A 20,750-nucleotide genomic window follows, 5' to 3' on the forward strand; every position below is an offset into this window, starting at 1 on the left:
TCAAGGCGTTCCCCCATCGCTTGGCTGCGGCTTGGTCGTTCGGTCGGTCAGGTGCAGGAAGGCATCCTCGAGCGTCGCCTCGGTGACCGTCAGGTCCGCAACGCTCCAGCCCTCCGTGAAGAGCCTGCGCAGGAGTGCCTCCGGGCTGTTGCAGCGCACGACGGCGGCGCGCGCCTTCCCCGGCAACGCTGAAGTGGGCGGCGGGTCGCCGCCGTCGAACTCGGCGTGGATGACTCCCGCGGTCGTCGACAGGACGTCGAGCGGTGCGTCGGTCGTGAGGGCCACCCGGCGGCCGGCCACGAGGCGCTTGGCGGCCTCGGGCGTGCTGTCCTGGATGACGCGGCCGCTGTCCAGGAGGATGAGGCGCTGGGCAAACTCATCGGCCTCGGAGAGGTTGTGCGTCGAGAAGAGGATCGTCTTGCCAAGGCCGGCGAAGCCCTGCACCTGCGTCCAGAATTCGCGCCGCGCGGCGACGTCGAGAGAGGCTGTCGGTTCGTCGAGGTACATGAGGTCGGGGTCCCCGACGACTGCCATGGCGAACGAGAGCCGCTGCCGCAGACCGCCAGAGAGCTCGTTGGTCTTCTTGCGCAGGTGTTCCGTGAGGCCGGCGCGCTCGAGGGCCTCGGCCACAGGAATCCCCACCGGATAGTAGCTCGAGACCAGGGTGACGATCTCCCTGACGGTGAGGCCATCCGGCGCTCCGGTGTCCTGGAGCATGGCGCCCACCCGGGACTTGACTGCTCTCGAGGACGGCGATGCACCGAACACTTCGATCGTGCCGGCCGTCGGGGTCCTCATGCCCAGCAGGAGCTCGATCAGGGTGGTCTTTCCGGCGCCGTTCGGACCGAGAACGGCGGCGACCTCGCCGGGCGCGATCATGAGTGAGATGCCGTCGAGGGCGAACTTGTCGCCGTAGCGCTTGGTGAGTGATGAGATGGCGATGGCTGGCGGGCCGCCGCTGTGCGTTTCCCCCATGGCCGAGACCCTAGCAGCGGGCACCGACGCTCCAGTAGGGCCCAAGGTTGGGCACCTTCGGCGCCGTCCACCGGTGCGTCGGTGGAAAGATAGTCGCAATACACCCCGACCTCACACTTCCGGCCCCTGCAGCGTCTACATGGTGATGGACACGAAACAGCCCTTCGAAAAGCTCGTCGAGCTCCACGGCGCCGCGGTGCTGCGCGTCTGCCGCGCAGTCGTCGGCCCGCTTGACGCCGACGACGTCTGGCAGGAGACCTTCATCTCCGCACTGCGGGCCTACACCGAGCTACCGGCAGACGCGAACATCGAGGCGTGGCTCGTGACCATCGCTCACCGGCGCTCCCTGGACTCCGTCCGGGCCTCGGCTCGGCGCGCCGTTCCGATCGAGTCAGTCCCGGACCGCGAATCGCCTCTGGGGATTCCGGACCCGCCCGGTGACGGTGTCTGGAACCACGTCGCCCGGCTGCCCGACAAGCAGCGGCGGGTCATCGCCTACCGCTACCTGGCCGATCTTCCCTTCACCGAGATCGCCGCAATCGTTGGCGGCACGCCTGCCGCGGCCCGCCGTTCCGCGGCGGACGGCATCAAGAAGCTCCGCATCCTCACCTCGGCAGATCTGCCCGAAGGAGACAGTCATGAACAGCACTGACACGAACAACCACGCGCCGACGGGCACCGCTGAGACCGTGCCGCCTGACCAGACGGCGTCAGTGGACGGGCCGGGCCCGGTCGACCTTGCCTTCCCTCCGTACCTCACGGTCATCGAGCCGGGCACGCTTGAGCGTCTGCGTGGTTCCCTTGCTGCTGAGGCAAGCCGCGAGGGCCTCGTGGACGTGGCGTACCGCATCGTCGATTCCCCGGTGGGCCGGCTCCTCGTCGCCGCGACAGACCGCGGAATCGTCCGCGTCGCGTACGAGCGCGAAGGTCTCGACGCGGTGCTGCAATCACTCTCGGACAAGCTCAGTCCCCGCATCCTTGAAGCACCCGCACGCCTTGGATCCGCGGCGCGCGAGATCGAGGAGTACTTCTCCGGCAAGCGCATGCGCTTCGACCTCCCCCTCGACCTGCGGCTTTCAGCCGGGTTCCGCCGCACGGTCCTTGCCCACCTGGGCGATATCCCGTTCGGGCGCACCGAAAGCTACACCGAGGTGGCGCGCGCAGTGGGCAACCCCAAAGCGGTGCGTGCGGTGGGTACGGCGTGCGCCACCAATCCCCTGCCCGTCGTGGTGCCCTGCCACCGGGTCCTACGCTCCGATGGCAGTCTGGGCGGGTACATCGGCGGCCTTGAGGCAAAGGCAACTCTGCTGGCGCTAGAGGCGGCGGCAGCGTGACAACGGCTCTGTTCGGCGACGAGCTCCTCGAGCGGCCCCGCCGGGAGCTGGCCCCCGGCGCAGTCCACGTGCCCGGCTGGCTGAGCCTTACTCAGCAGGCATGGATGGCTGACCGCTTCCGCGAATGGTCGGCCGGGCCTGTCCCCCTCCGGGCGGCGAGCGTGCGCGGCCATGAAATGTCCGTCAAGACCGTCTGCCTCGGCTGGCACTGGCAGCCGTATCGCTACACGCGCGAGGCAATCGACGTGAACGGAGTCCGCGTCTCGGCCTTACCGGAGTGGCTCGTGCGAGTGGGGCGCCTCGCGGTGGCCGAGGCCTATGGGAACGACCCGGAGGCCGCGGGCTATGCGCCGGATACCGCACTCGTGAACTACTACGACGATGCTGCCAAGATGGGCATGCACCAGGACAAGGATGAAATCTCGCTCGAGCCCGTCGTCTCCCTGTCTATCGGCAACTCGTGCCTGTTCCGCTTCGGCAACACCGAGACCCGCACCAGGCCCTATGAGGACCTGACTCTCGCCTCCGGCGATCTGTTCGTTTTCGGTGGGCCGTCCCGCCTCGCCTACCACGGAGTCATGAAGACCTACCCCTGCAGTGCACCCGCCGGATGCGGCATGGGGGCCGGGCGCATCAACATCACCCTGAGAGTCACCGGACTGGAGCAGAAGGAGAGCACCCATGAGTGAGGCAGCACTCGTCACGGGCGAGGACGGCCTCGCGAGGCCGTCCTGGGCCAGCGTGGACACCCTCATGCGCGAGTACTACGACACCGAGTGGGGCATGCCCGTGACGGACGAGCAGGGTCTCTACGAACGCATCTCCCTCGAGGGCTTCCAGGCGGGCCTGTCCTGGGCCACGATCCTTCGGAAGCGGCCGGCATTCCGCGCAGCGTTCGCGGACTTCGATCCGGAGGCTGTGGCCCTCTTCACGCAGGACGACGTCGAGCGGCTCATGCTCGACGCGGGCATCGTGCGGAACCGCGCCAAGATCAATGCGGCCATCACCAACGCCAAGGCCACCCTCGCTCTGCGCGAGGAGGGCGGCCTCGTGGAGTTCGTCTGGTCGTTCCAGCCCGCCGAAACACCGGCTCCGCGCTCATTCGCCGACATCCCCTCCTCATCCCCTGAGTCGGTGACCCTCTCGAAGGCCCTCAGGAAGAAAGGATTCGCTTTCGTCGGACCGACCACCATGTTCGCCCTCATGGAGGCCATCGGCATCATCGACACCCACCTCGTGGGCAGCCACCGGCGCGGCAGCTCGGGCATCTGGACGGAAGCCAGCTGACGGTGGCCGGGCCCAGCGAAGCAAGACCCCCGGTCATCGAGCGCTGGGAAGCGGAGTCAAGACCCATACACCTCGAAGCCAACGGGGGCCTTGAGCCCGCCGCGATGCTCGCGAGCCTGGCCGCACACTCGATTCCGGGCGCCGAGCGCACGCAAGCAGGCGCGGGCATCCACGAGCGGCTCGTCTGCACGACCCAGGGCCCTGTGGCCGCGTCGGTCAGACTGCGTGCGTCGGGCGTGGACGTAACCCTGGAGGGTCCCCGGGAAGCCGAAGGAGAAGCCCTGGCTGCCGTCCGAACGTGGCTCGACCTCGACGCGGATCTGGACGACGTGCGGGCCGCGCTGGTCGGCGACCCCGATCTCCGGCCCCTCGTCCTGGCCCGCCCGGGCCTGCGGGTCATCGGCACAACGAACGTGTTCCAGACAGTCGTCACGACAGTCCTGGGGCAGCAGGTATCGCTCGCGGCCGGTCGGACCTTCGCTGGCAGGCTCGTGGCCTCCTACGGCACGCCCGGACCAGGCGGCCTCCTGCTCTTCCCGCGCCCCGCGCACCTCGCCGGCACAGATCCCGGGGAGCTACGGGCCGCCGTCGGGCTCACGGCGGCGAGGGCGCGGACGGTGCATGCGGTGGCGCTGGCCTTCGCCGATCGCCGCGGGGCCGAGAACACCACGGAGAACGATGCCGCAACGCCTCACCTCACCAGGGACGAGTTGCTCGCGCTGCCCGGAATCGGACCGTGGACGGTCGACTACCTCGAGGTTCGCACCGGCAACCCTGACGCGTTCGCGCCGGGCGATCTGGTGCTCCGACGCGCACTCGGGGGGATATCGGCCGCGCAGGCGGCGGCCCGCAGCGAGGTCTGGCGCCCGTTCCGCGCGTATGCCCTGGTCCATCTGTGGACGGCCGCCGCGTACCTCTGACCCACCCGACACGGGCGCCTCAGGATCCTCAGTTTGGCGCAGAAGCCACCGCCCGGTAGAGTTGATGCCTGCTGGTGGTGTGTCCGAGCGGCCGAAGGTGCATCACTCGAAATGATGTTTGGGGCAACCCAACGGGGGTTCAAATCCCTCCACCACCGCCCAGCACGAAGGCCCCTGCGGCCCCGGTATCCCGGGGAAACAGGGGCCTTCGTCATCTCCCCGACCGCCAGCTCTCCAGCGTATGATGCAGGCCACACGAGGTCGAAGAGGAGAGCGTCAATGGGTGGGAAATCGGAGAACGGGAAGCCGCTGGCCGTGAAATGGCTCGACGAGCCGGAAGAGCATGACTACCCCGCCGCCGCGGCCTACCTTGAGCTCCTTGCGAGGCCCAAGAATGTCAAAACCCTCGTCGAGGCGCTCCGCAAGGCACCGGTCACGCACCAGAAGGCCAAGGACATCCTCCGTGCCTCCGGTCTCGCGCTGCTCGAGGAAACGAACGCCCACGTCCGGTCCGACCTCGTCAAGGTCCACAAGGGCGACAAGCTCTCCCCCATCCTGCTCGTCCGCGGAGACCTCTCCTCTGGGAAGGTGCTGCAGGTTGCCGACGGCTACCACCGGGTGTGTGCGAGCTACCACGTGGACGAGAACACGGACATCCCCGTGAAGATCGCGGACTTCCCCGCCCGGAGCGCGTGAGGCCCGGCCCACGTGTCGTTCGTTGAGCTCTCCCTCATCTGTGTCGTCGCGCTCCTGGGCCCCGCACTTGCCGCAAAGCGGTCATGGCACCTCCCGCTCGTCCTGGGCGAGCTCCTCGCGGGTGTCATCGTCGGCAAGTCACTTCTGGGTTGGGTCAACGCGGGCAACGAGACGTTCACGTTCCTGGCGGATATCGGCTTCGCGCTCATGATGTTCGTTGCCGGCACGCACGTGCCGATGCGCGACCGCACGATCCGCGACGCGGTCGGCAAGGGCGCGCTCCGCGTCGTCATCACGGCGGTCCTGGCCGCGGCGCTCGGAATCGGCGTCGCCATACTCTTGGGGTCGGCGAATGCGCCGCTGTACGTGGTTCTCATGGCGTCGTCGTCGGCCGCCTTGGTCCTGCCCATCGTCGACTCGCTCAAGCTCAGCGGTCCGAGCGTCCTCGAACTGACCGCACAGGTGGCCCTCGCGGACGTCGCCGCGATCGTTGCACTCCCACTGGCCATCGATCCCGCCAACGCCGGTCCGAAAGCCCTCGGAGCTCTCGCGGTGGCCGTGTGCGCCATCGTCCTCTGGTGGGGGCTGCGGCGCTTCGAGAACGACGGATCACGCCAACGCCTCCACGACATGTCGGAGGCGAGGAAGTTTGCGCTCGAGCTGCGCATCCAGCTGTCAATCCTGTTCGCGCTGGCCGGTCTGGCCGTTTTCACCCACGTGTCGATCATGCTCGCGGGGTTCGCGTTCGGCCTCGCGGTCTCCGCGGTCGGGGAGCCGCGCCGCCTCGCTCGGCAGCTGTTCGCGCTCAACGACGGCTTCCTCGGCCCGGTCTTCTTCGTCTGGCTGGGCGCGTCGATCGACCTCCGCCAGCTCGGCGGCCACCCGCAGATGATCCTGCTCGGCCTGCTCCTTGGCGTCGGCGCAGTCGTGGCACACGCTGCCAACCGGCTCGCGGGCCTTCCGCTGCCATTCGCGATCGCCTCCGCGGCGCAGCTCGGCGTGCCCGTGGCCGCCGCGACGATCGGCCACAGCCTCGGCGTGCTCGCGCCTGGGGAGGACGCCGCCCTCCTGTTGGGAGCGCTGGTCACGATCGGAGGCACTACCGCGGCAGCCTCCTGGGCCGCCAAACGTGCAGCGGCGTCTGGGCCGCCAACAGCGAGCGCACGCGGAGGCCAGGCCCAGCCGGCGGGCTGAGAACGGTGACGGCCGGGGCCCGGACACGAACAATCCACAGAAGCCTCTTTCAGGTAGACGTCTGCAGCGAGCTCTACGGTCGGTAGAATTGGCCTCCACACCACGGGGACCGGCCAAGAGCAGGGAGGCACATGACGCGTCGACGCGACACCGTGCCCGCCCCCGGCTCCCTCCGGCGTTCCCTGCGCACGACGGCGCTCGGCGGCTCGGTCACGGCCCTCGCCGCCGGGGCGCACGCGTGGGCGGGCGGCGACCTCCCGCACCCGCTCATCCTCGGCGCGCTCGTCGCCCTCACAGTCCTGGTGTCGGCAGCGGTCGCCCGACTGCCGCTGCGGCTCCCCGGGCTCATCGCGGCCCTCGGCGCAGGCCAAGTGGTCCTGCACGAGGCGTTCACCGCGCTCGCCCCGGCGGGTGCCGCCGCGCCGTCGGCCGCCTCGGCGCTCGCGAGGGGACGGCACCAGCACAGCGCCGACGCACTGTCGGCGCTCGAATCGCTCGGAGCCGAGCCGTCCCTCTCCGCGGCCAACGATCACGCTTCCCCGCTCATGCTCGGACTGCACATCGCCGCGACGCTGGCCTGTGCCCTCGCGATCCGGAAGGTCGAGCAGGCCCTGGCCGCCATGGCCGAGTGGCTCCGGCCCCTCACGCACCTGCCGGAACCGGTCGCCGTCATGCCTTCTGCCCCGCCCCGGCCGTTCGCCGCAGCCCCCGTGCGCCACGCGCGGACGTGGCGCGAGCTGGCGCCGCCGCCCCAACGCGGGCCGCCCCGCGCAGCACCCGCCTTCGCCTGACCAGCGCCCCGGCTTCCGGCGGCGCCGCCACTGGACCCTTCTGACACGCCGGCGCGCTGCTGCGCGCCGCGAAAGGCATGCTGTGAACACCACCACCCAGACCACCCGAACCCGCCGCGCCACCCGCGCCGTTGCCCCCGCCGTCGTCGCCGGCGGGCTCCTCCTGGCCGCAGCCGGGGCCGCATCCGCGCACGTGGGGATCGACCCCACGTCCACCGCGGCGGGCTCGTCCACCCTCCTCACCCTGGCCATCCCGCATGGCTGCGGCGACAGCCCCACCACGAAGCTCACGATCTCGCTCCCCGCCGAGATCCCTGACGCCACGCCCACGGTCAATCCGAACTGGATGGCCGAGAAGGTCACGCAGAAGCTCGACACGCCGCAGAAGACGGCCGACGGCGCGACCATCACCCAGCGGACCGGGCAGATCGTCTACACGGCCAAGACACCGCTGGACCCCCACCAGCGCGACACGTTCGTTCTGAGCCTCAAGCTCCCGGCCGACGCCGCGGGCCGGTCGCTGTACTTCCCGACGCTGCAGACCTGTGAGCAGGGCCAGACCGATTGGAAGGAGATCCCGGCTGCTGGCCAGGACCATGACTCGCTCAAGGCACCCGCGCCCTCGATCACCGTGACGGCGGCGGCCACGGCGGCCAGTGCGGGCGGCACCCACACGGGCCACACCGCCACCGAGGCCCTTGCCACCGCCGAACCGGCGTCCTCGACGACCGCCGAGGGTAGCAGCGCCGCAGGCTGGGTGGGCCTCGGCGCCGGCCTGGCCGGGCTGCTCCTCGGCGGCGTGGCACTCTTCCGGACGCGGGGCCGCAGGGCGTAGTCGGCCACTCGCAGCCGTTGCAGCCCGGGTCGGTCCGCGTGCACCCCACGCGGTCCGACCCCGTTGGCCGATGTGTCCTCGGACCGTGGTCGTATTGTGCCTTGACGCCAGTGTGACTGGAGTGAATCGTGGGACTATGAACCGCTTCCAACGCGCCTTCGTCCTCGCGTCACCCCTCGTGCTCGCTGCGGCGCTTGCCGGCTGCGGCTCGGGAGGGACGGCACCGTCCTCGTCGCAGACCGCCGGATCGCCGTCGCCCTCAGCAACCCAGTCCCCGAGCGCTTCGCCTAGCGGGACGCCGTCAGGCGGCGGCTCCGGGTCACCGAGCGATACGGGCACCCCCGTCGCGGGCGGCCCTGCGCGGTGCCTTTCGACCCAGCTCGAGGGAAGCCTCCAGCCCGGCGGTGGCGGAGCCGCGGGAACCGTCTACCAGAAGATCGCCCTGAAGAACACGTCGCAGACGGCGTGCCTGCTCGAGGGCTTCGCCGGGGTCTCCCTCACGAACGGGCCCACGGGCGATCCGATCGGTGCGCCGGCGGACAGGGACACATCGGTGGCCGTCGTGCCGATCGTGCTCCAGCCGGGACAGAGCGGGGCCGCGGACTTCGGCCTGCATCAGGCGGGCAACTTCCAGGGCTGCACCGTCGTCACGGCCGCCGGCTACCGCGTGTACCCGCCGGAGGACTACGGCTCGCTGTTCATCCCCGCCCCCGCAACGGCGTGCAGCAATGCAGACATCCACCTCCTGACACTCAGGGCGTTCCAGCCGTTCTGACAGCGGGCGTCCCTGCGGCGCCGCATGTCGCGTGAAGATCCGCTCCCCCGAGGACTGTCGGTGGGGTGGAGGATGATGGTGCCGTGATTCGGGAACCGGGCGGAGAGCCTCGCGGGGGCAGCACAGCGGTCATGGACCGTTTCGGTGCTGCGACGCGCGCGTGGTTCCTCGGCTCCTTCCGGGAGCCCACGCCCGCTCAGACGGGCGCGTGGGAGGCGATCTCCTCGGGCCGCCATGCGCTCGTCGTTGCCCCGACCGGGTCCGGCAAGACGCTCGCGGCGTTCCTGTGGTCCCTCGACCGGCTCCTGGCGCACGACGTCGCGGGGTCGCCGGGCGCTTCCGGCGCACCTCATGCGGTGGGAGCCGAGCGCGGAGACGCGCTTCCGGGGCTGGACGCCACCGCACTGCCGGCGGCCCCGGACGCGGGCGAGACGGCCGCGCGGGGCGGGCGGCGCCGTCGTGCGCCCAAGAACCACACCAGAGTCCTGTACATCTCCCCCCTCAAAGCCCTCGGCGTGGACGTCGAGCGGAACCTGCGGGCCCCCCTCATCGGCATCTCGCAGACCGCGCGCCGGCTCGGCCTGCCCGCCCCGGCGGTGAGCGTCGGGGTGAGGAGCGGAGACACGTCCGCATCGGACCGGCGCGCGCTCCTGACGAACCCGCCGGACATCCTCATCACCACGCCCGAGTCGCTGTACCTCATGCTCACCTCGCAGGCTCGTGAGACCCTGGCCGAGGTCGAGACGGTGATCGTCGACGAGGTGCACGCAGTTGCCGGTACGAAACGGGGCGCCCATCTGGCCGTCTCGCTCGAGCGGCTCGACGCGATCCTCGCCAGGCCCGCCCAGCGGATCGGGCTCTCGGCCACCGTGGAGCCGCGCGAGCTGGTCGCGCAGTTCCTGGCGGGGCAGGCACCGTGCGAGATCGTCGCGCCTCCGGCCGCGAAGACGTGGGAGCTCACCGTCACGGTGCCGGTCGAAGACATGAGCGACCTGGCCGGCGCGGCCGCTGCGCATGACATGGGGCCGGCGTCGGGCCTGCAGCCGCAGGCGTCGATCTGGCCGCACGTCGAGGAGAAGATCGTTGACCTCATCCTCGCGAACCGCTCAACGATCGTGTTCTCGAACTCGCGCCGCCTCGCCGAACGGCTCACGGGGCGTCTCAACGAGATCTACGCCGAGCGGATGCAGCCGAGCGTGTGGGATGAACCGCTCCCAGACGAAGAACGCGGGATCACGAGCGCGGGCCGCGCCGTGTCCACCGTGGTTGAGCGGAGCCGAAACCAGACCCGCACGCCCGCCGAGATGATGGCGCAGGCTGGCCAGACCGCTGGCGCGGACCCGGTCCTCGCACGCGCCCACCACGGCTCCGTGTCGAAGGAGCAGCGCGCTCAGATCGAGGACGACCTCAAGACTGGGCGCCTGCGCTGCGTCGTCGCGACAAGCAGCCTCGAGCTCGGCATCGACATGGGGCTCGTCGACCTCGTGATCCAGGTCGAGTCGCCACCCTCGGTCGCCTCGGGGCTCCAGCGGGTCGGACGCGCGGGGCACCAGGTCGGGGAGGTCAGCCAGGGCGTCCTGTTCCCCAAGCACCGGGCGGACCTCGTGCACACGGCCATCACGGTAGAGCGCATGCTCGCGGGTCAGATCGAGGCCCTGCGCATCCCCGCCAACCCGCTGGACATCCTCGCACAGCAGACCGTGGCGGCCACCGCGCTCGGGCCCATCGACGTCGAGGAGTGGTTCGATACCGTGCGCCGGTCCGCGCCGTTCGCGACCCTGCCGCGCTCCGCCTTCGACGCGACCCTCGACCTCCTCTCAGGCAAGTACCCCTCCGACGAGTTCGCCGAGCTGCGCCCCCGCATCGTGTGGGACCGCACCGAGGGCTCCATCGAAGGCCGACCGGGGGCGCAGCGGCTGGCCGTCACGAGCGGCGGGACGATCCCGGACCGCGGGCTCTTCGGCGTCTACATCGTGGGTACCGAGCAGGAGGCGCCCGGCGCCGGGTCCGCAGCGTCGCAGGCCGCCAAGGGTGGGCGCCGCGTGGGCGAGCTCGACGAGGAGATGGTCTACGAGTCCCGGGTCGGGGACGTCTTCGCCCTCGGCGCGACGAGCTGGAAGATCGAAGACATCACGCACGACCGAGTCCTCGTCTCCCCCGCGTTCGGCCAGCCCGGCAAGCTGCCGTTCTGGAAGGGGGACGGCCTCGGCCGGCCCATCGAGCTCGGGCGAGCGCTCGGCGCATTCCAGCGGGAGGTCTCGGGCGCGGACGGGGAACGGGCGACGGCGCGCATCGAGGCTGCCGGACTGGACGCCTTCGCGACCGGGAACCTGCTGCAGTACCTCGACGAGCAGAAGCATGCCACCTCGATCGTCCCGAGCGACCGGACCCTCGTGGTCGAACGGTTCCAGGACGAGCTCGGGGACTGGCGGGTGGTGCTGCACTCCCCCTTCGGAATGCCGGTGCACGCGCCGTGGGCCCTCGCCGTCGGGCGGCGGCTGAGCGAGCGGTACGGGCTCGACGGCTCGGCGATGGCCGCGGACGACGGGATTGTGCTGCGCGTTCCCATGATGGAGGACGAGCCGCCCGGCGCCGAGCTGTTCGTGTTCGAGCCCGACGAGCTCGAGGGGATCGTGACCGAGGAGGTGGGCGGGTCCGCCCTGTTCGCCGCGCGATTCCGCGAGTGCGCCGCCCGCGCGCTCCTCCTGCCCCGCCCGAACCCCGGCAAACGGCAGCCGCTGTGGCAGCAGCGGCAGCGCTCCTCCCAGCTCCTCGACGTCGCCAAGAAGTACCCCCAGTTCCCGATCATCCTCGAGGCAGTGCGCGAATGCCTCCAAGACGTCTACGACCTCCCCGCGCTCCGCGAGGTCGCGGCCGCCATGGAGCGGCGCGAGCTAAGGCTCGTCGAGACGACCACCCAGCAGCCCTCCCCGTTCGCCCGTTCGCTCCTGTTCGGGTACGTCGCCCAGTTCCTCTACGAGGGCGATTCGCCCCTCGCCGAGCGCCGCGCCGCCGCCCTGTCCCTCGACTCGACGCTCCTCAACGAGCTCCTCGGCCGCGCTGAGCTCAGCGAACTCCTCGACCCCAAGGTCATCGAGCAGACCGAGCGCGAACTGCAGCGGCTCGCCGAGGACCGCAAGCTCAAGGGGCTCGAGGGCGCCGCGGACCTGCTCCGGCTGCTCGGGCCGCTGTCCGTCGACGAGGTCGCGGAGCGGCTTCGCGCCTCCGACGGGGAGGGGGCCGCCGCCCCCTTCGCGGACGCCCCCCACGCCCGCAGCCCCCTCCCCGTCTCCGGCGCTTCGGAGCACCTCACCGAGGTCTCTGCTTACCTTCACGAGCTTGTCGCTGCCCGGCGGGCCCTTGTCGTGAACATTGCGGGCGCCGAACGGTATGCCGCGATCGAGGATGCCTCCCGGCTACGGGACGCCCTCGGCGTTCCCCTGCCCATCGGCGTTCCCCTCGCGTTCATCGAGCCCGTGGGCGATCCGCTCGGGGACCTCGTCGGGCGCTACGCGCGCACCCATGGACCGTTCGCGGCGGGCGAGGCTGCCGCGCGGCTGGGGCTCGGCGTCGCCGTCGTGCACACGACGCTCAGGCGGCTCGCCGCCGACGGCCGCGTCGTCGAGGGGAGCTTCCGGCCCCGCAGCGGCGACGCCGCGCCGTCGCCCGCCGAGGAATGGTGCGACGCCGAGGTCCTGCGGAAGATCCGGCGCCGCTCGCTCGCGGCCCTGCGGGCCGACATCGAGCCCGTGGACCAGAGTGCGTTCGCCCGGTTCCTCGCGTCGTGGCAGCACCTCGGCCAGATTCAGGACGGCAGGCGGGACGGCCATGGACAGGGGCGCCCGCGCGGCTCCCTCAAGGGGCACGACGGCGTGCTGACCGTCGTCGACCAGCTCGCCGGCGTGCCGATCCCCGCGAGCGCGTGGGAGCCGCTCGTCCTGCGATCGCGCATTCAGGACTACTCCCCCTCGCTCCTGGACGAGCTCATGGCCAGCGGCGAGATCCTGTGGACGGGTGCTGGCTCGCTCCCCGGCAATGACGGCTGGATCAGCCTGCACGTGGCCGATTCGGCTGCCCTGACGCTGGCCCCCGACACCGACTTCACCCCCGACGACGCCCAGCAGCGCATCCTCGACTTCCTCGCCGGGGGCGGAGGGTACTTCTTCCGCCAAGTGGCCGAAGCGGGCGCAGCCCGCGCAGGACAGATGGACTCAGTGCTCTCGGACGAGGCAGCGATCCAAGCCATCTGGGACCTCGTGTGGGCCGGCCGCCTCACCGGCGACACGTTCGCCCCCGTCCGCGCCATGCTCGACGCGGGCCACACCGCGCACCGGCAGCCGTCGCGGACCCCGAGGGTCCGGTCCTACGGGTACGGGCGGCCGCCGCGCACCGGCCGGCTCGGAGGGCTGGGCGGCCGCGGGTTCGAACCGCTCGCGGCCCCGACGCCCCCCATGGCCGTGGGACGCTGGTCCGCGGTCCCCCACACTGACCTCGACACGACTGTCAGGATGCACGCTCTCGCCCAGCTGCTCATGGACCGCTACGGCGTGCTCACCCGCGGCTCGGTTACCGCCGAGAATGTCGCCGGCGGATTCGGGCTGCTGTACAAGGTCCTCTCACGGCTCGAGGAGTCTGGGGTGTGCCGGCGCGGCTACTTCGTCGACAGGCTTGGCGCGGCCCAGTTCGCGGTCCCCGCCACCGTGGACCGCCTGCGCACGTTCTCCCGCGACGATGTGCTCTCAACCGATCCGGGCCAGGCTCCCGCGCACGGCGCGCTTGCCCTCGCGGCCACCGACCCGGCCAACCCGTACGGCGCCGCGCTCGCGTGGCCCGAGGTCCCGGGCGCCGCGACGGGGCACCGACCCGGACGGAAGGCGGGAGCGCTCGTCGTGACGGTCGACGGCGCGCTCACCCTGTACGTGGAACGCGGCGGGAAGACGCTGCTCGCCTTCACGGACGACGAGGACGTCCTGGCCCCAGCCGCGCGTGCTCTCGTCGACGTGGTGCGCGGCGGGGCGGTGGACAAGCTCGCAATGGAGAAGGTCAATGGCCACGACCTCCTCGACACTCCCCTCGCCCGGGCGCTCACCTCCACGGGTGCGTATTCAACACCGCGCGGCATGAGGATACGGGCGTGAGGGCAGAGGCGATGTGCGGGGCGGTCCATGCCCGAGGGTGACAACGTCTACCAGGCCGCCACGGCCATGCACGCGGCCCTCGCGGGAAAGCGCCTCGCCGCGAGCGACTTCCGTGTCCCCGCCTTCGCGACGCTGGACCTCGCGGGCTGGACCGTGATCGAGGTCATCTCCCGCGGCAAGCATCTCCTGCACCGGCTCGCCCCGCCGGGATCCGGCGGGCAGCACGAGCACGACGACGCCGGGCGCCTCAGCATCCACTCCCACCTATCGATGGAGGGCAGCTGGCAGGTCTACGCGGCCGGGCAACGGTGGCGCAAGCCCGGCCACACGGCCCGGGTCGCGCTCACGGCCGAAGACGGCACGAGCGCCGTCGGGTTCTCGCTCGGTGTGCTGGAGGTGATCCCGACAGCGCAGGAGGGCAGCGCCGTCGGGCATCTCGGGCCGGACCTGCTGGGACCCGATTGGGACGCGGCCCGTGCCGAGGCGAACGTGCGCCGCCAGCCGGAGCGCGCCGTCGGCCTCGCGTTGCTCGACCAGCGGAACCTCGCGGGGATCGGCAACATCTACCGCTGCGAGGTGTGCTTCCTCGGGCGAGTCCACCCGGCGACGCCGGTCGGACGGGTGCCGGACCTGCCCGGCATCATCGCGACGGCCAAGCGGCTCCTCGAGGCCAACAAGTCCCGCCCGAGGAACACGGTGGGCGGATTCGGGCCGCCCAACAGCACGTGGGTCTATGGGCGTGCGGGCCAGCCGTGCCTCCGCTGCCGCACGAGGATCGAGCACAGCACTCTGGCCGAGCCGACCCCCGGCACTGGAACCCACATCGGCGAAACCCGGGAGCGGGACATCTGGTTCTGCCCCAGCTGCCAGCCGCTCCGCTGACCACACACCGCCCACGCCACGACCGCCTTCCGCCACCTGTTGCGCTCTGCAGGGTGCGATGGCCCCAGACCGTGCAGAACCCACCCGGTGCGCGGGGGTCAGCGGGGCCCGGCCGCCCGCCCGTTCACGGGCGGGCGGCGGAACCGCGGCCTGCCAGTGTGGACAAGGAAAGGCGCGGCGCGGCGGCGGACCCGCGCGTGGCCGTGGTGCAGGCCCACGGCCTTCGCGGCCGCGAACTCCTTAGCCCGGGTCGGCGCCTCGCGGGCCGCCCGGGCGTCCTCGGCCCTGTAGTAAAAGTGCTTGGCCGTCTCCACGAGCACGAGGTACAGGAGCACCATGCCCACGAGCGCCAGGAAGAAGTCCGCCGGGAGCGGCCGGAATCCCACGACGTCGCCGATGGGTGTGTACGGCAGGATGGCGCCGATCGCCACCACGGTCAGGACGCTCGCGGTGAGCGCGGCCGAGGCCCGGCTGCGCATGAAGGGGATGCGCCGCGTGCGGATCACGAAGACGATAAGGGTCTGGGTCGCGAGCGACTCGACGAACCAGCCCGCCCGGAACTCCTCGGGCGCGGCCTGGAACACCCACAGCATGAGGCCGAACGTAGCGAAGTCGAACAGCGATGAGATCGGGCCGAAGGCGATCATGAAGCGCCGGATCCCGGCGATGTCCCAATGCGCGGGCTTGCGCAGCTGCTCGCGATCCACCTCGTCGGTCGGGATGGCGAGCTGGCTCGAGTCGTAGAGCAGATTGTTGAGCAGGATCTGACCGGGCAGCATGGGCAGGAAGCTCAGGAAGGCGCTCGCTGTGGCCGCAGAGAACATGTTGCCGAAGTTGCTGCTCGTGCCCATGAGCAGGTACTTGATCGTGTTGGCGAAGATGCGCCGGCCGCCCATGACGCCGTCGGCGAGGACGTCGAGGTCCTTCTCGAGGAGCACGACGTCGGCCGCATCCTTCGCGACGTCCGTCGCCGAATCGACGGAAATGCCGACGTCGGCGCGGTTGAGCGCGAGGGCGTCGTTGACGCCGTCGCCGAGGAACCCGACGGAGTGCGTGCGCCGCAGGACCGTCACGATGCGGGCCTTCTGCTCCGGGGAGACTCGAGCGAAGATCCGCGCGCCGGGCGCGGCGGCGGCGAGGGCGTCGTCGTCCATCGCCTCGATCTCGGTGCCGGTCAGGGTGGTTCCGGGGTCCATCTTGAGCACAGAGACGACGTGCTCGGCCACGAGCGCGTTGTCTCCCGTGGCGACCTTGAGGTCCACCGCGAGGCTGGCGAGCCTCGCGAGCGACGCCCGGGCGTCCGCCTTGGGCCTGTCGAAGAAGCTCAGGAAGCCGTCGAGCGTGAGAGGCGCGGCGGCGTCGTGCGTCCCGTCCGCGGAGGCCGGCCCGCTCGCAACGGCGACCACGCGTGCACCCCGACGAAACAGCTCGTCAAGGGCGCCGCGGTCCTCGTCGGACACGTTCGTGCAGGCCGTGATGACCGCCTCGGGCGCGCCCTTGAGGATGCGCACGGGCCCGATCGCCGAGGCTACGACGGTCTCCATGGTGCGTGTCTCGTGATCGAAGGGGCGGATGGACCGGCGTGTGCGACCGGTCAGCCCGGCGGGGAGATCGGGGAAGGCCTCCCAGAGGGCCTCGTCGACCGGGTTCTGGCCGGCGCCTGTCGCGCCGGGGACTGAGGGATCGACCTCGCAGCACAGCAGAGCGAGCTCGGTGAGCCGGCGCACCGCGTCGTCCGAGGGCACCCCTGCGGGCGCCCCCGCCGCGGGAACGGCCTCCTCGAAGCCGATCCGGCCTTCGGTGAGCGTCCCCGTCTTGTCCGTGATGAGGACGTCGAGGTTGCCGAGGTCCTCGATGGCGAGGAGCCGCTTGACCAGGACGCCGCGCTGTGCAAGGAGCCGCGAGCCGGCGGCGAGGGACGTGCTCACGACGGCGGGCAGCAGCTGCGGTGTGATGCCCACCGCAATCGCGAGGGAGAACAGGACCGAGTCGAGGAAGGGCCGCTGCAGGAGCAGGTTGATGACGAGGATGCCGACCGTGAGGAAGACTCCGACCCACAGGAGCATGAGCGAGAACTCCTTGAGTCCCCGCTGGAATCCCGTCTCCGGCACGCCCTGGGCGAGCCCCGCGGCGATCCTGCCGAACTCGGTCTCGTGGCCCGTCGCAGTGACGACCGCGCGGGCCGAGCCCGCATGGATCACGGTGCCCATGAGGAGGCAGTCGGTCAGGTCGGCGAGATCCGGTCGGGCGCCACCAGGGCCCTCGGGAACAGGGTCCGCGGACTTCTCGACGGCGGCGGACTCGCCCGTGAGGACGCCCTCGTCCGCTTCGAGGCCTATGGCTTCGAGCACGCGGGCATCGGCGGGGACGATGTTGCCGAGGCCGATCCTGATGATGTCCCCTGCAACGAGCTCGCGCACGGGGAGCTGGCGCTCTGCACCGTCGCGAACCACCACGACGGTGTGGGAGATCCGCTCGTGGAGGTCCGCCGCGGTCTTCTCGGCGCGGAACTCGTTGGCGAATCCGAGCAGCGCACTGCCGAGGAGGATCGCGATGATGATGGTCGCGTTGAGCTGGTCCCCTGTTGCGAACGACATGGCCGCGGCGGCCACCAGAAGCGCCTGGAGCGGGCTCGCGAACTGCCGCACGAGCACGTGGAACCAGCTCACACGATGGGCCTCAAGCACGTTCGCGCCCTGCGCGAGGCGCCGCGCGGCCTCCTCCTCGGTCAGGCCGCGCACCGAGGTCCCCAGCGCTGCCAGGACTCCCTGCGCCGGCATGGCCGCGGCCTCCGCGACCGCCAGCTGAAGTCTCTCTGAGACCGTCTCTGTGCTCACGGGGTCATGCTACGCGGCCCGGATGACCGTTCAGCGACCTACCGATGCGGGGTCACCACCCAACGATGCGGGGTCACGTCTCTATGACGGCGAATGCCCCGTTTAGAGAGGTGACCCCTCATCCCGGATAGGTGACCCCGCAACAGGCTGTCGTTGCTAGGCGTAGAGCTTCCCGAGGTAGGCGCCCCACGCGGCGGCGTGGTGGTCCGCGAGAGCCGTCCGGGCGGCGTCGTCCGCGGTGGTGCCGCCACCGACCGAGTCGCCGGACCCGAGCGAGAAGTCATGGACGGTCAGGCCCACGCGGTCGCCGAGGAGGTTGCGGCCGAACACGCGCACCATCGCATCCGCAGTGCGCAGGCCGAGGAAGTACTCGTTGGCGTAGTCAACAGTCGCCTCGACTGGCCCGAGGCCGGGCACGTCCAGATCCTTCTTCTCGCCGGGAATCACGCCGCTGAGCCCGAACGAGGCGAGGAAGGCCTCGAAGGCGTCGGGCGCGGTCGCGCCGTCGGGTCCCTGGACGTCCACGAAGACCACAGCGCGGCCGTCGAAGTGCGTGAGGTACTCGCCGAGCGTGTGGAGGTAGAAGGCGGTGTGCTTGGCGGCGCCGTCGTACTGCTGCTCCCAGTTGTCGGTGAGGACGCCGGAGTGGACGTAGTGCAGGTGGGCGCCGTCCGGTCCCGCGGTGATGACGTGCTCGAGCTGGTTGAACCAGCCGTCCGGTCCCTCCATGCGGGTCACGAGGTGCGCGGGGCGCTCGTCGACGGTTCGCACGGCCGGCCATTGGTCGGTCGGGAACATCCACGCGGCGGTGTCGTCGGTGACGGCCTTCCAGATCCGCTCCGGCGCGGCGGCCAGCTCAACGTCCTGGACGATCTCGAAGGGATGGTTCTCGGTCATGGCTGCACTTCCTTGGGTTGATTCTGGTCTTCTCTGAGGGTCGGATGAAGCGCGACGACGAGGCGGTGCTTCCGTCCGCCTGGCGCCTCTGGTTCGTGGTATTTCTTGGCCAGCCGCGCCACCTCGGCCGCGAGTTCCTCTGCGAAGTCGGCCCGTGAGGCCGCGGACGCGAAGGTGATCTCGCCGTCGACCGCAAAGGTGGCTAACGGCTGCTTGGCCGCGACGGCTCCCGAGAGCAGCCGCCCCACCTCGCGCACGAGCCGCGCGGCGAGGGCCAGGAGCCAGTAGGCGCTGAAGCGGTCGCGGAGGTGCTCGGGGTCGGGCTGGACCACCGCGAGCGCCGCGGGCGAGATGACGTAAGCGGCAGCCGTGGCCTGGAGCACGCGCTCCATGACGTTGCCCTTGCGCCGCTCCTCGACGAGCGCCACGAGCCCGTGCTCCTCGAGCGAACGCAGATGGTAGTTGACCTTCTGCCGCGGCAGGCCCACCCTCGCGGCGAGGCTGGCGGCGGACGACGGCGTAGCCAGCTCCCGCAGGAGCCTCGCCCTGAGCGGGTCAAGACTCGCGGCGGCGGCGGCCGCATCCTCGATCACGACGACATCTTGCATGTCTCCAGTGTGCCAACCGACAAATTAGTTTGTCAAGGAGATTTCAACTGTCTGTGCGAGCGGGCGTTTACCCTTGAATCAGCTGAGGCTGGGCGGCATCCGGTGAAGGAGCAGCTATGCGCACGGACAGCAGTCCCCTCGGCCAGCACCCCCAGGACCTTCCCGCGGGCGTTGCCGCATACACGGCGGCCGGCCTCGGAATCGTCGCCGTGGCGGCGCTCGGCGCCATGTACGCCGTCGAGGTGCCCCGCGGCGGGCCCTACATCTTCGGCGGAATCAACGACTTCACCGGCGGACTGTTCTTTCTGGCCGCGATCCCGCCCATCATCCAGGTCCACCGCCGGCTCGGTGATGGACCGTGGAGCAGGACGGCTCTCGCGGCCACGGCCGCCGGATCCGTCGCGGCGGCCGCAAGCGGCATCCTGATCTCCTTCCACATGATCCCGTTCGGCCCCTCGACCGCGGTGTCGATGGTCGGCATCATCGGCCAGGCCCTCTGGGCGGCCGTGGCCAACCACAAGCTCGCGAACCGCCCCCGGTACCCGCGCCGGCTCGCCCAGTGGGGCCGCGCGATCGGGCTCGGGATGCTCGTGGCCCTGCCGATCGTCGGCGCCGGATACGCCGCCGGAACCGTGCCCGCACTCCAGACGGTGCTCTACGCCGTGGGCGGTGCGATCGGAGGGGCGGCCTACCTCGGGTGGCCCCTCTGGCTCTTGGCGGTGGGCCGACGCCTAGCGGGCCGCACCGAGGGGGCACGCCGGCGGCCGGCCGCACGCCCCGCATAAGCGCCTTGTGACAGTCCTAAGTCCCTAGCGCGCCCCATGCTGCGCGCACAGAATGGGACAATCATGGTGATGGCGAGGGAGAGGACGAGCGCAGTGCTGGACGAATCGCCGACGCGGGCTGCAGGGACAGATCGCCTTCGCGTCTTCATCCTCGACGATCACGAACTGGTGCGACGGGGGCTCCAGGAACTGCTCGAGGACGAGGGATTCGAGGTCGTCGGCACCTCGGGGACGGCAGCAGAGGCTGCGCGCAGGATCCCTGCGCTCAAACCCGATGTGTCCGTCTTGGACGTCCGGCTGCCGGACGGCACCGGGATCGAGGTGTGCCGAGACATCCATGCGGTCGACCCGACCCTGCCGTGTGTCATGCTGACGAGCTACAACGACGAGGACTCCCTGCGCGGGGCCATCCTCGCGGGCGCCAACGGCTACGTGCTCAAGGAGATCCGCGGCACCGAGCTCATCACGGCCCTCCGCCGTGCGGCACGCGGCGAGTCCCTCTTCGATCCGGCGCTCAAGTCGAAGGTCCTCGCGGGCCTCGCACCGCGGGAAGAACCCGAGGATCCCCGGCTCGAGATCCTCAGCCCGCAGGAGCGCCGCGTCCTGGCACTCATCGGGGAGGGCATGACCAATCGGGAGATCGGCGAGAGGCTCTTCCTCGCGGAGAAGACGGTCAAGAACTACGTCTCCTCGCTCCTGGCCAAGCTCGGCTACGAAAGGCGCACGCAGGCCGCACTGTTCATCGCCCGCAACGGCGCGCACGGCCACTGACGGCCTCAGCGTTCAAGCCGCTGGC

General features: G+C 70.7%; 18 protein-coding genes and 1 tRNA gene. 15 read left to right on the forward strand and 4 right to left on the reverse strand.

From position 1 onward, the window contains the following. Entirely contained in the window at nt 1-975 is a 975-nt protein-coding gene (locus tag RBS60_RS06775) for an ABC transporter ATP-binding protein (protein WP_307956782.1), read from the reverse strand. Nucleotides 976-1,120: 145 nt separating this feature from the next. Here RBS60_RS06775 and RBS60_RS06780 point away from each other — a divergent pair, with 145 nt between their 5' ends. The 13 genes from RBS60_RS06780 (at nt 1,121) to RBS60_RS06840 (ending at nt 14,827) form a co-directional block, all read left to right on the forward strand. After that, the gene (locus RBS60_RS06780) at nt 1,121-1,627 is read left to right on the forward strand and encodes a sigma-70 family RNA polymerase sigma factor (protein WP_307956783.1); all 507 of its coding nucleotides are present in this window, start codon (nt 1,121-1,123) and stop codon (nt 1,625-1,627) included. Then, nucleotides 1,614-2,309: a methylated-DNA--[protein]-cysteine S-methyltransferase gene (locus RBS60_RS06785; RefSeq protein WP_307956784.1), complete on the forward strand. Its 696-nt coding sequence runs from the start codon at nt 1,614-1,616 to the stop codon at nt 2,307-2,309. The genes RBS60_RS06780 and RBS60_RS06785 overlap by 14 nt, the downstream gene beginning before the upstream one ends. Further along, nucleotides 2,306-2,998 (forward strand): alpha-ketoglutarate-dependent dioxygenase AlkB, encoded by a 693-nt coding sequence (locus tag RBS60_RS06790; RefSeq protein ID WP_307956785.1) that lies wholly within the window; start codon nt 2,306-2,308, stop codon nt 2,996-2,998. Before RBS60_RS06785 ends, RBS60_RS06790 begins: the two co-directional genes overlap by 4 nt. Beyond that, nucleotides 2,991-3,596 carry a DNA-3-methyladenine glycosylase I gene (locus RBS60_RS06795; RefSeq protein WP_307956786.1) on the forward strand — a complete coding sequence of 202 codons (606 nt, stop codon included), beginning with the start codon at nt 2,991-2,993 and terminating at the stop codon, nt 3,594-3,596. The genes RBS60_RS06790 and RBS60_RS06795 overlap by 8 nt, the downstream gene beginning before the upstream one ends. Nucleotides 3,597-3,661: 65 nt before the next feature. After that, on the forward strand, nt 3,662-4,516 hold the full coding sequence (locus RBS60_RS06800) for an AlkA N-terminal domain-containing protein (protein ID WP_307957087.1): 855 nt from the start codon (nt 3,662-3,664) through the stop codon (nt 4,514-4,516). A 73-nt stretch (nt 4,517-4,589) separates the two neighbouring features. Continuing rightward, nucleotides 4,590-4,674, forward strand: a tRNA-Ser gene (locus RBS60_RS06805). A gap of 121 nt (nt 4,675-4,795) precedes the next feature. Beyond that, nucleotides 4,796-5,212, forward strand: coding sequence for a hypothetical protein (locus RBS60_RS06810; protein ID WP_307956787.1), 417 nt, complete (start codon nt 4,796-4,798; stop codon nt 5,210-5,212). Nucleotides 5,213-5,224: 12 nt separating this feature from the next. Continuing rightward, on the forward strand, nt 5,225-6,406 hold the full coding sequence (locus tag RBS60_RS06815) for a cation:proton antiporter (RefSeq protein WP_307956788.1): 1,182 nt from the start codon (nt 5,225-5,227) through the stop codon (nt 6,404-6,406). Nucleotides 6,407-6,537: 131 nt separating this feature from the next. Next, nucleotides 6,538-7,197 carry a hypothetical protein gene (locus RBS60_RS06820; RefSeq protein ID WP_307956789.1) on the forward strand — a complete coding sequence of 220 codons (660 nt, stop codon included), beginning with the start codon at nt 6,538-6,540 and terminating at the stop codon, nt 7,195-7,197. An 82-nt stretch (nt 7,198-7,279) separates the two neighbouring features. Then, a complete protein-coding gene (locus tag RBS60_RS06825; protein ID WP_307956790.1) occupies nt 7,280-8,032 on the forward strand; it encodes a YcnI family protein in 753 nt (250 codons plus the stop codon). Between the two features lie 136 nt (nt 8,033-8,168). Then, nucleotides 8,169-8,807: a DUF4232 domain-containing protein gene (locus RBS60_RS06830; RefSeq protein WP_307956791.1), complete on the forward strand. Its 639-nt coding sequence runs from the start codon at nt 8,169-8,171 to the stop codon at nt 8,805-8,807. A gap of 131 nt (nt 8,808-8,938) precedes the next feature. Further along, the gene (locus RBS60_RS06835) at nt 8,939-13,945 is read left to right on the forward strand and encodes a DEAD/DEAH box helicase (RefSeq protein ID WP_307956792.1); all 5,007 of its coding nucleotides are present in this window, start codon (nt 8,939-8,941) and stop codon (nt 13,943-13,945) included. A 27-nt stretch (nt 13,946-13,972) separates the two neighbouring features. Further along, nucleotides 13,973-14,827: a DNA-formamidopyrimidine glycosylase family protein gene (locus RBS60_RS06840; RefSeq protein WP_307956793.1), complete on the forward strand. Its 855-nt coding sequence runs from the start codon at nt 13,973-13,975 to the stop codon at nt 14,825-14,827. A 98-nt stretch (nt 14,828-14,925) separates the two neighbouring features. Here RBS60_RS06840 and mgtA read toward each other — a convergent pair whose 3' ends face one another. The 3 genes from mgtA to RBS60_RS06855 all read right to left on the reverse strand — a co-directional run bounded on the left by mgtA (nt 14,926) and on the right by RBS60_RS06855 (nt 19,169). Beyond that, complete coding sequence (mgtA, locus tag RBS60_RS06845; protein WP_307956794.1) at nt 14,926-17,664, reverse strand: magnesium-translocating P-type ATPase; 2,739 nt, start codon at nt 17,662-17,664, stop codon at nt 14,926-14,928. 156 nt (nt 17,665-17,820) lie between these two features. Next, nucleotides 17,821-18,561, reverse strand: coding sequence for an SRPBCC domain-containing protein (locus RBS60_RS06850; RefSeq protein WP_307956795.1), 741 nt, complete (start codon nt 18,559-18,561; stop codon nt 17,821-17,823). Beyond that, nucleotides 18,558-19,169, reverse strand: a complete 612-nt coding sequence (locus tag RBS60_RS06855) for a helix-turn-helix domain-containing protein (RefSeq protein WP_307956796.1) — start codon at nt 19,167-19,169, stop codon at nt 18,558-18,560. Before RBS60_RS06855 ends, RBS60_RS06850 begins: the two co-directional genes overlap by 4 nt. Before the next feature lie 116 nt (nt 19,170-19,285). On the opposite strand from RBS60_RS06855, the gene RBS60_RS06860 reads away from it, so the two are divergent. Together RBS60_RS06860 and RBS60_RS06865 are read left to right on the forward strand one after the other, a co-directional pair. Then, nucleotides 19,286-19,954: a hypothetical protein gene (locus RBS60_RS06860; protein ID WP_307956797.1), complete on the forward strand. Its 669-nt coding sequence runs from the start codon at nt 19,286-19,288 to the stop codon at nt 19,952-19,954. A gap of 69 nt (nt 19,955-20,023) precedes the next feature. After that, the gene (locus tag RBS60_RS06865; protein ID WP_307956798.1) at nt 20,024-20,725 is read left to right on the forward strand and encodes a response regulator transcription factor; all 702 of its coding nucleotides are present in this window, start codon (nt 20,024-20,026) and stop codon (nt 20,723-20,725) included. The last annotated feature ends 25 nt before the right edge of the window (nt 20,726-20,750 follow it).

Origin of the sequence: Sinomonas sp. ASV486, assembly GCF_030908215.1 — a bacterium.
In the GTDB taxonomy this organism is placed as follows: Bacteria; Actinomycetota; Actinomycetes; order Actinomycetales; family Micrococcaceae; genus Sinomonas; species Sinomonas puerhi.

What these genes read in the sequence shown, in the direction of transcription:
- RBS60_RS06795 (WP_307956786.1), top strand. Translation starts at nt 2,991, where the DNA reads ATGAGTGAGGCAGCACTCGTCACGGGCGAGGACGGCCTCGCGAGGCCG.
- RBS60_RS06785 (WP_307956784.1), top strand. Translation starts at nt 1,614, where the DNA reads ATGAACAGCACTGACACGAACAACCACGCGCCGACGGGCACCGCTGAG.
- RBS60_RS06850 (WP_307956795.1), bottom strand. Translation starts at nt 18,561, where the DNA reads ATGACCGAGAACCATCCCTTCGAGATCGTCCAGGACGTTGAGCTGGCC.
- RBS60_RS06865 (WP_307956798.1), top strand. Translation starts at nt 20,024, where the DNA reads ATGGCGAGGGAGAGGACGAGCGCAGTGCTGGACGAATCGCCGACGCGG.
- RBS60_RS06775 (WP_307956782.1), bottom strand. Translation starts at nt 975, where the DNA reads ATGGGGGAAACGCACAGCGGCGGCCCGCCAGCCATCGCCATCTCATCA.
- RBS60_RS06810 (WP_307956787.1), top strand. Translation starts at nt 4,796, where the DNA reads ATGGGTGGGAAATCGGAGAACGGGAAGCCGCTGGCCGTGAAATGGCTC.
- RBS60_RS06780 (WP_307956783.1), top strand. Translation starts at nt 1,121, where the DNA reads ATGGACACGAAACAGCCCTTCGAAAAGCTCGTCGAGCTCCACGGCGCC.
- RBS60_RS06860 (WP_307956797.1), top strand. Translation starts at nt 19,286, where the DNA reads ATGCGCACGGACAGCAGTCCCCTCGGCCAGCACCCCCAGGACCTTCCC.
- RBS60_RS06855 (WP_307956796.1), bottom strand. Translation starts at nt 19,169, where the DNA reads ATGCAAGATGTCGTCGTGATCGAGGATGCGGCCGCCGCCGCCGCGAGT.
- RBS60_RS06820 (WP_307956789.1), top strand. Translation starts at nt 6,538, where the DNA reads ATGACGCGTCGACGCGACACCGTGCCCGCCCCCGGCTCCCTCCGGCGT.
- RBS60_RS06835 (WP_307956792.1), top strand. Translation starts at nt 8,939, where the DNA reads ATGGACCGTTTCGGTGCTGCGACGCGCGCGTGGTTCCTCGGCTCCTTC.
- RBS60_RS06830 (WP_307956791.1), top strand. Translation starts at nt 8,169, where the DNA reads ATGAACCGCTTCCAACGCGCCTTCGTCCTCGCGTCACCCCTCGTGCTC.
- RBS60_RS06840 (WP_307956793.1), top strand. Translation starts at nt 13,973, where the DNA reads ATGCCCGAGGGTGACAACGTCTACCAGGCCGCCACGGCCATGCACGCG.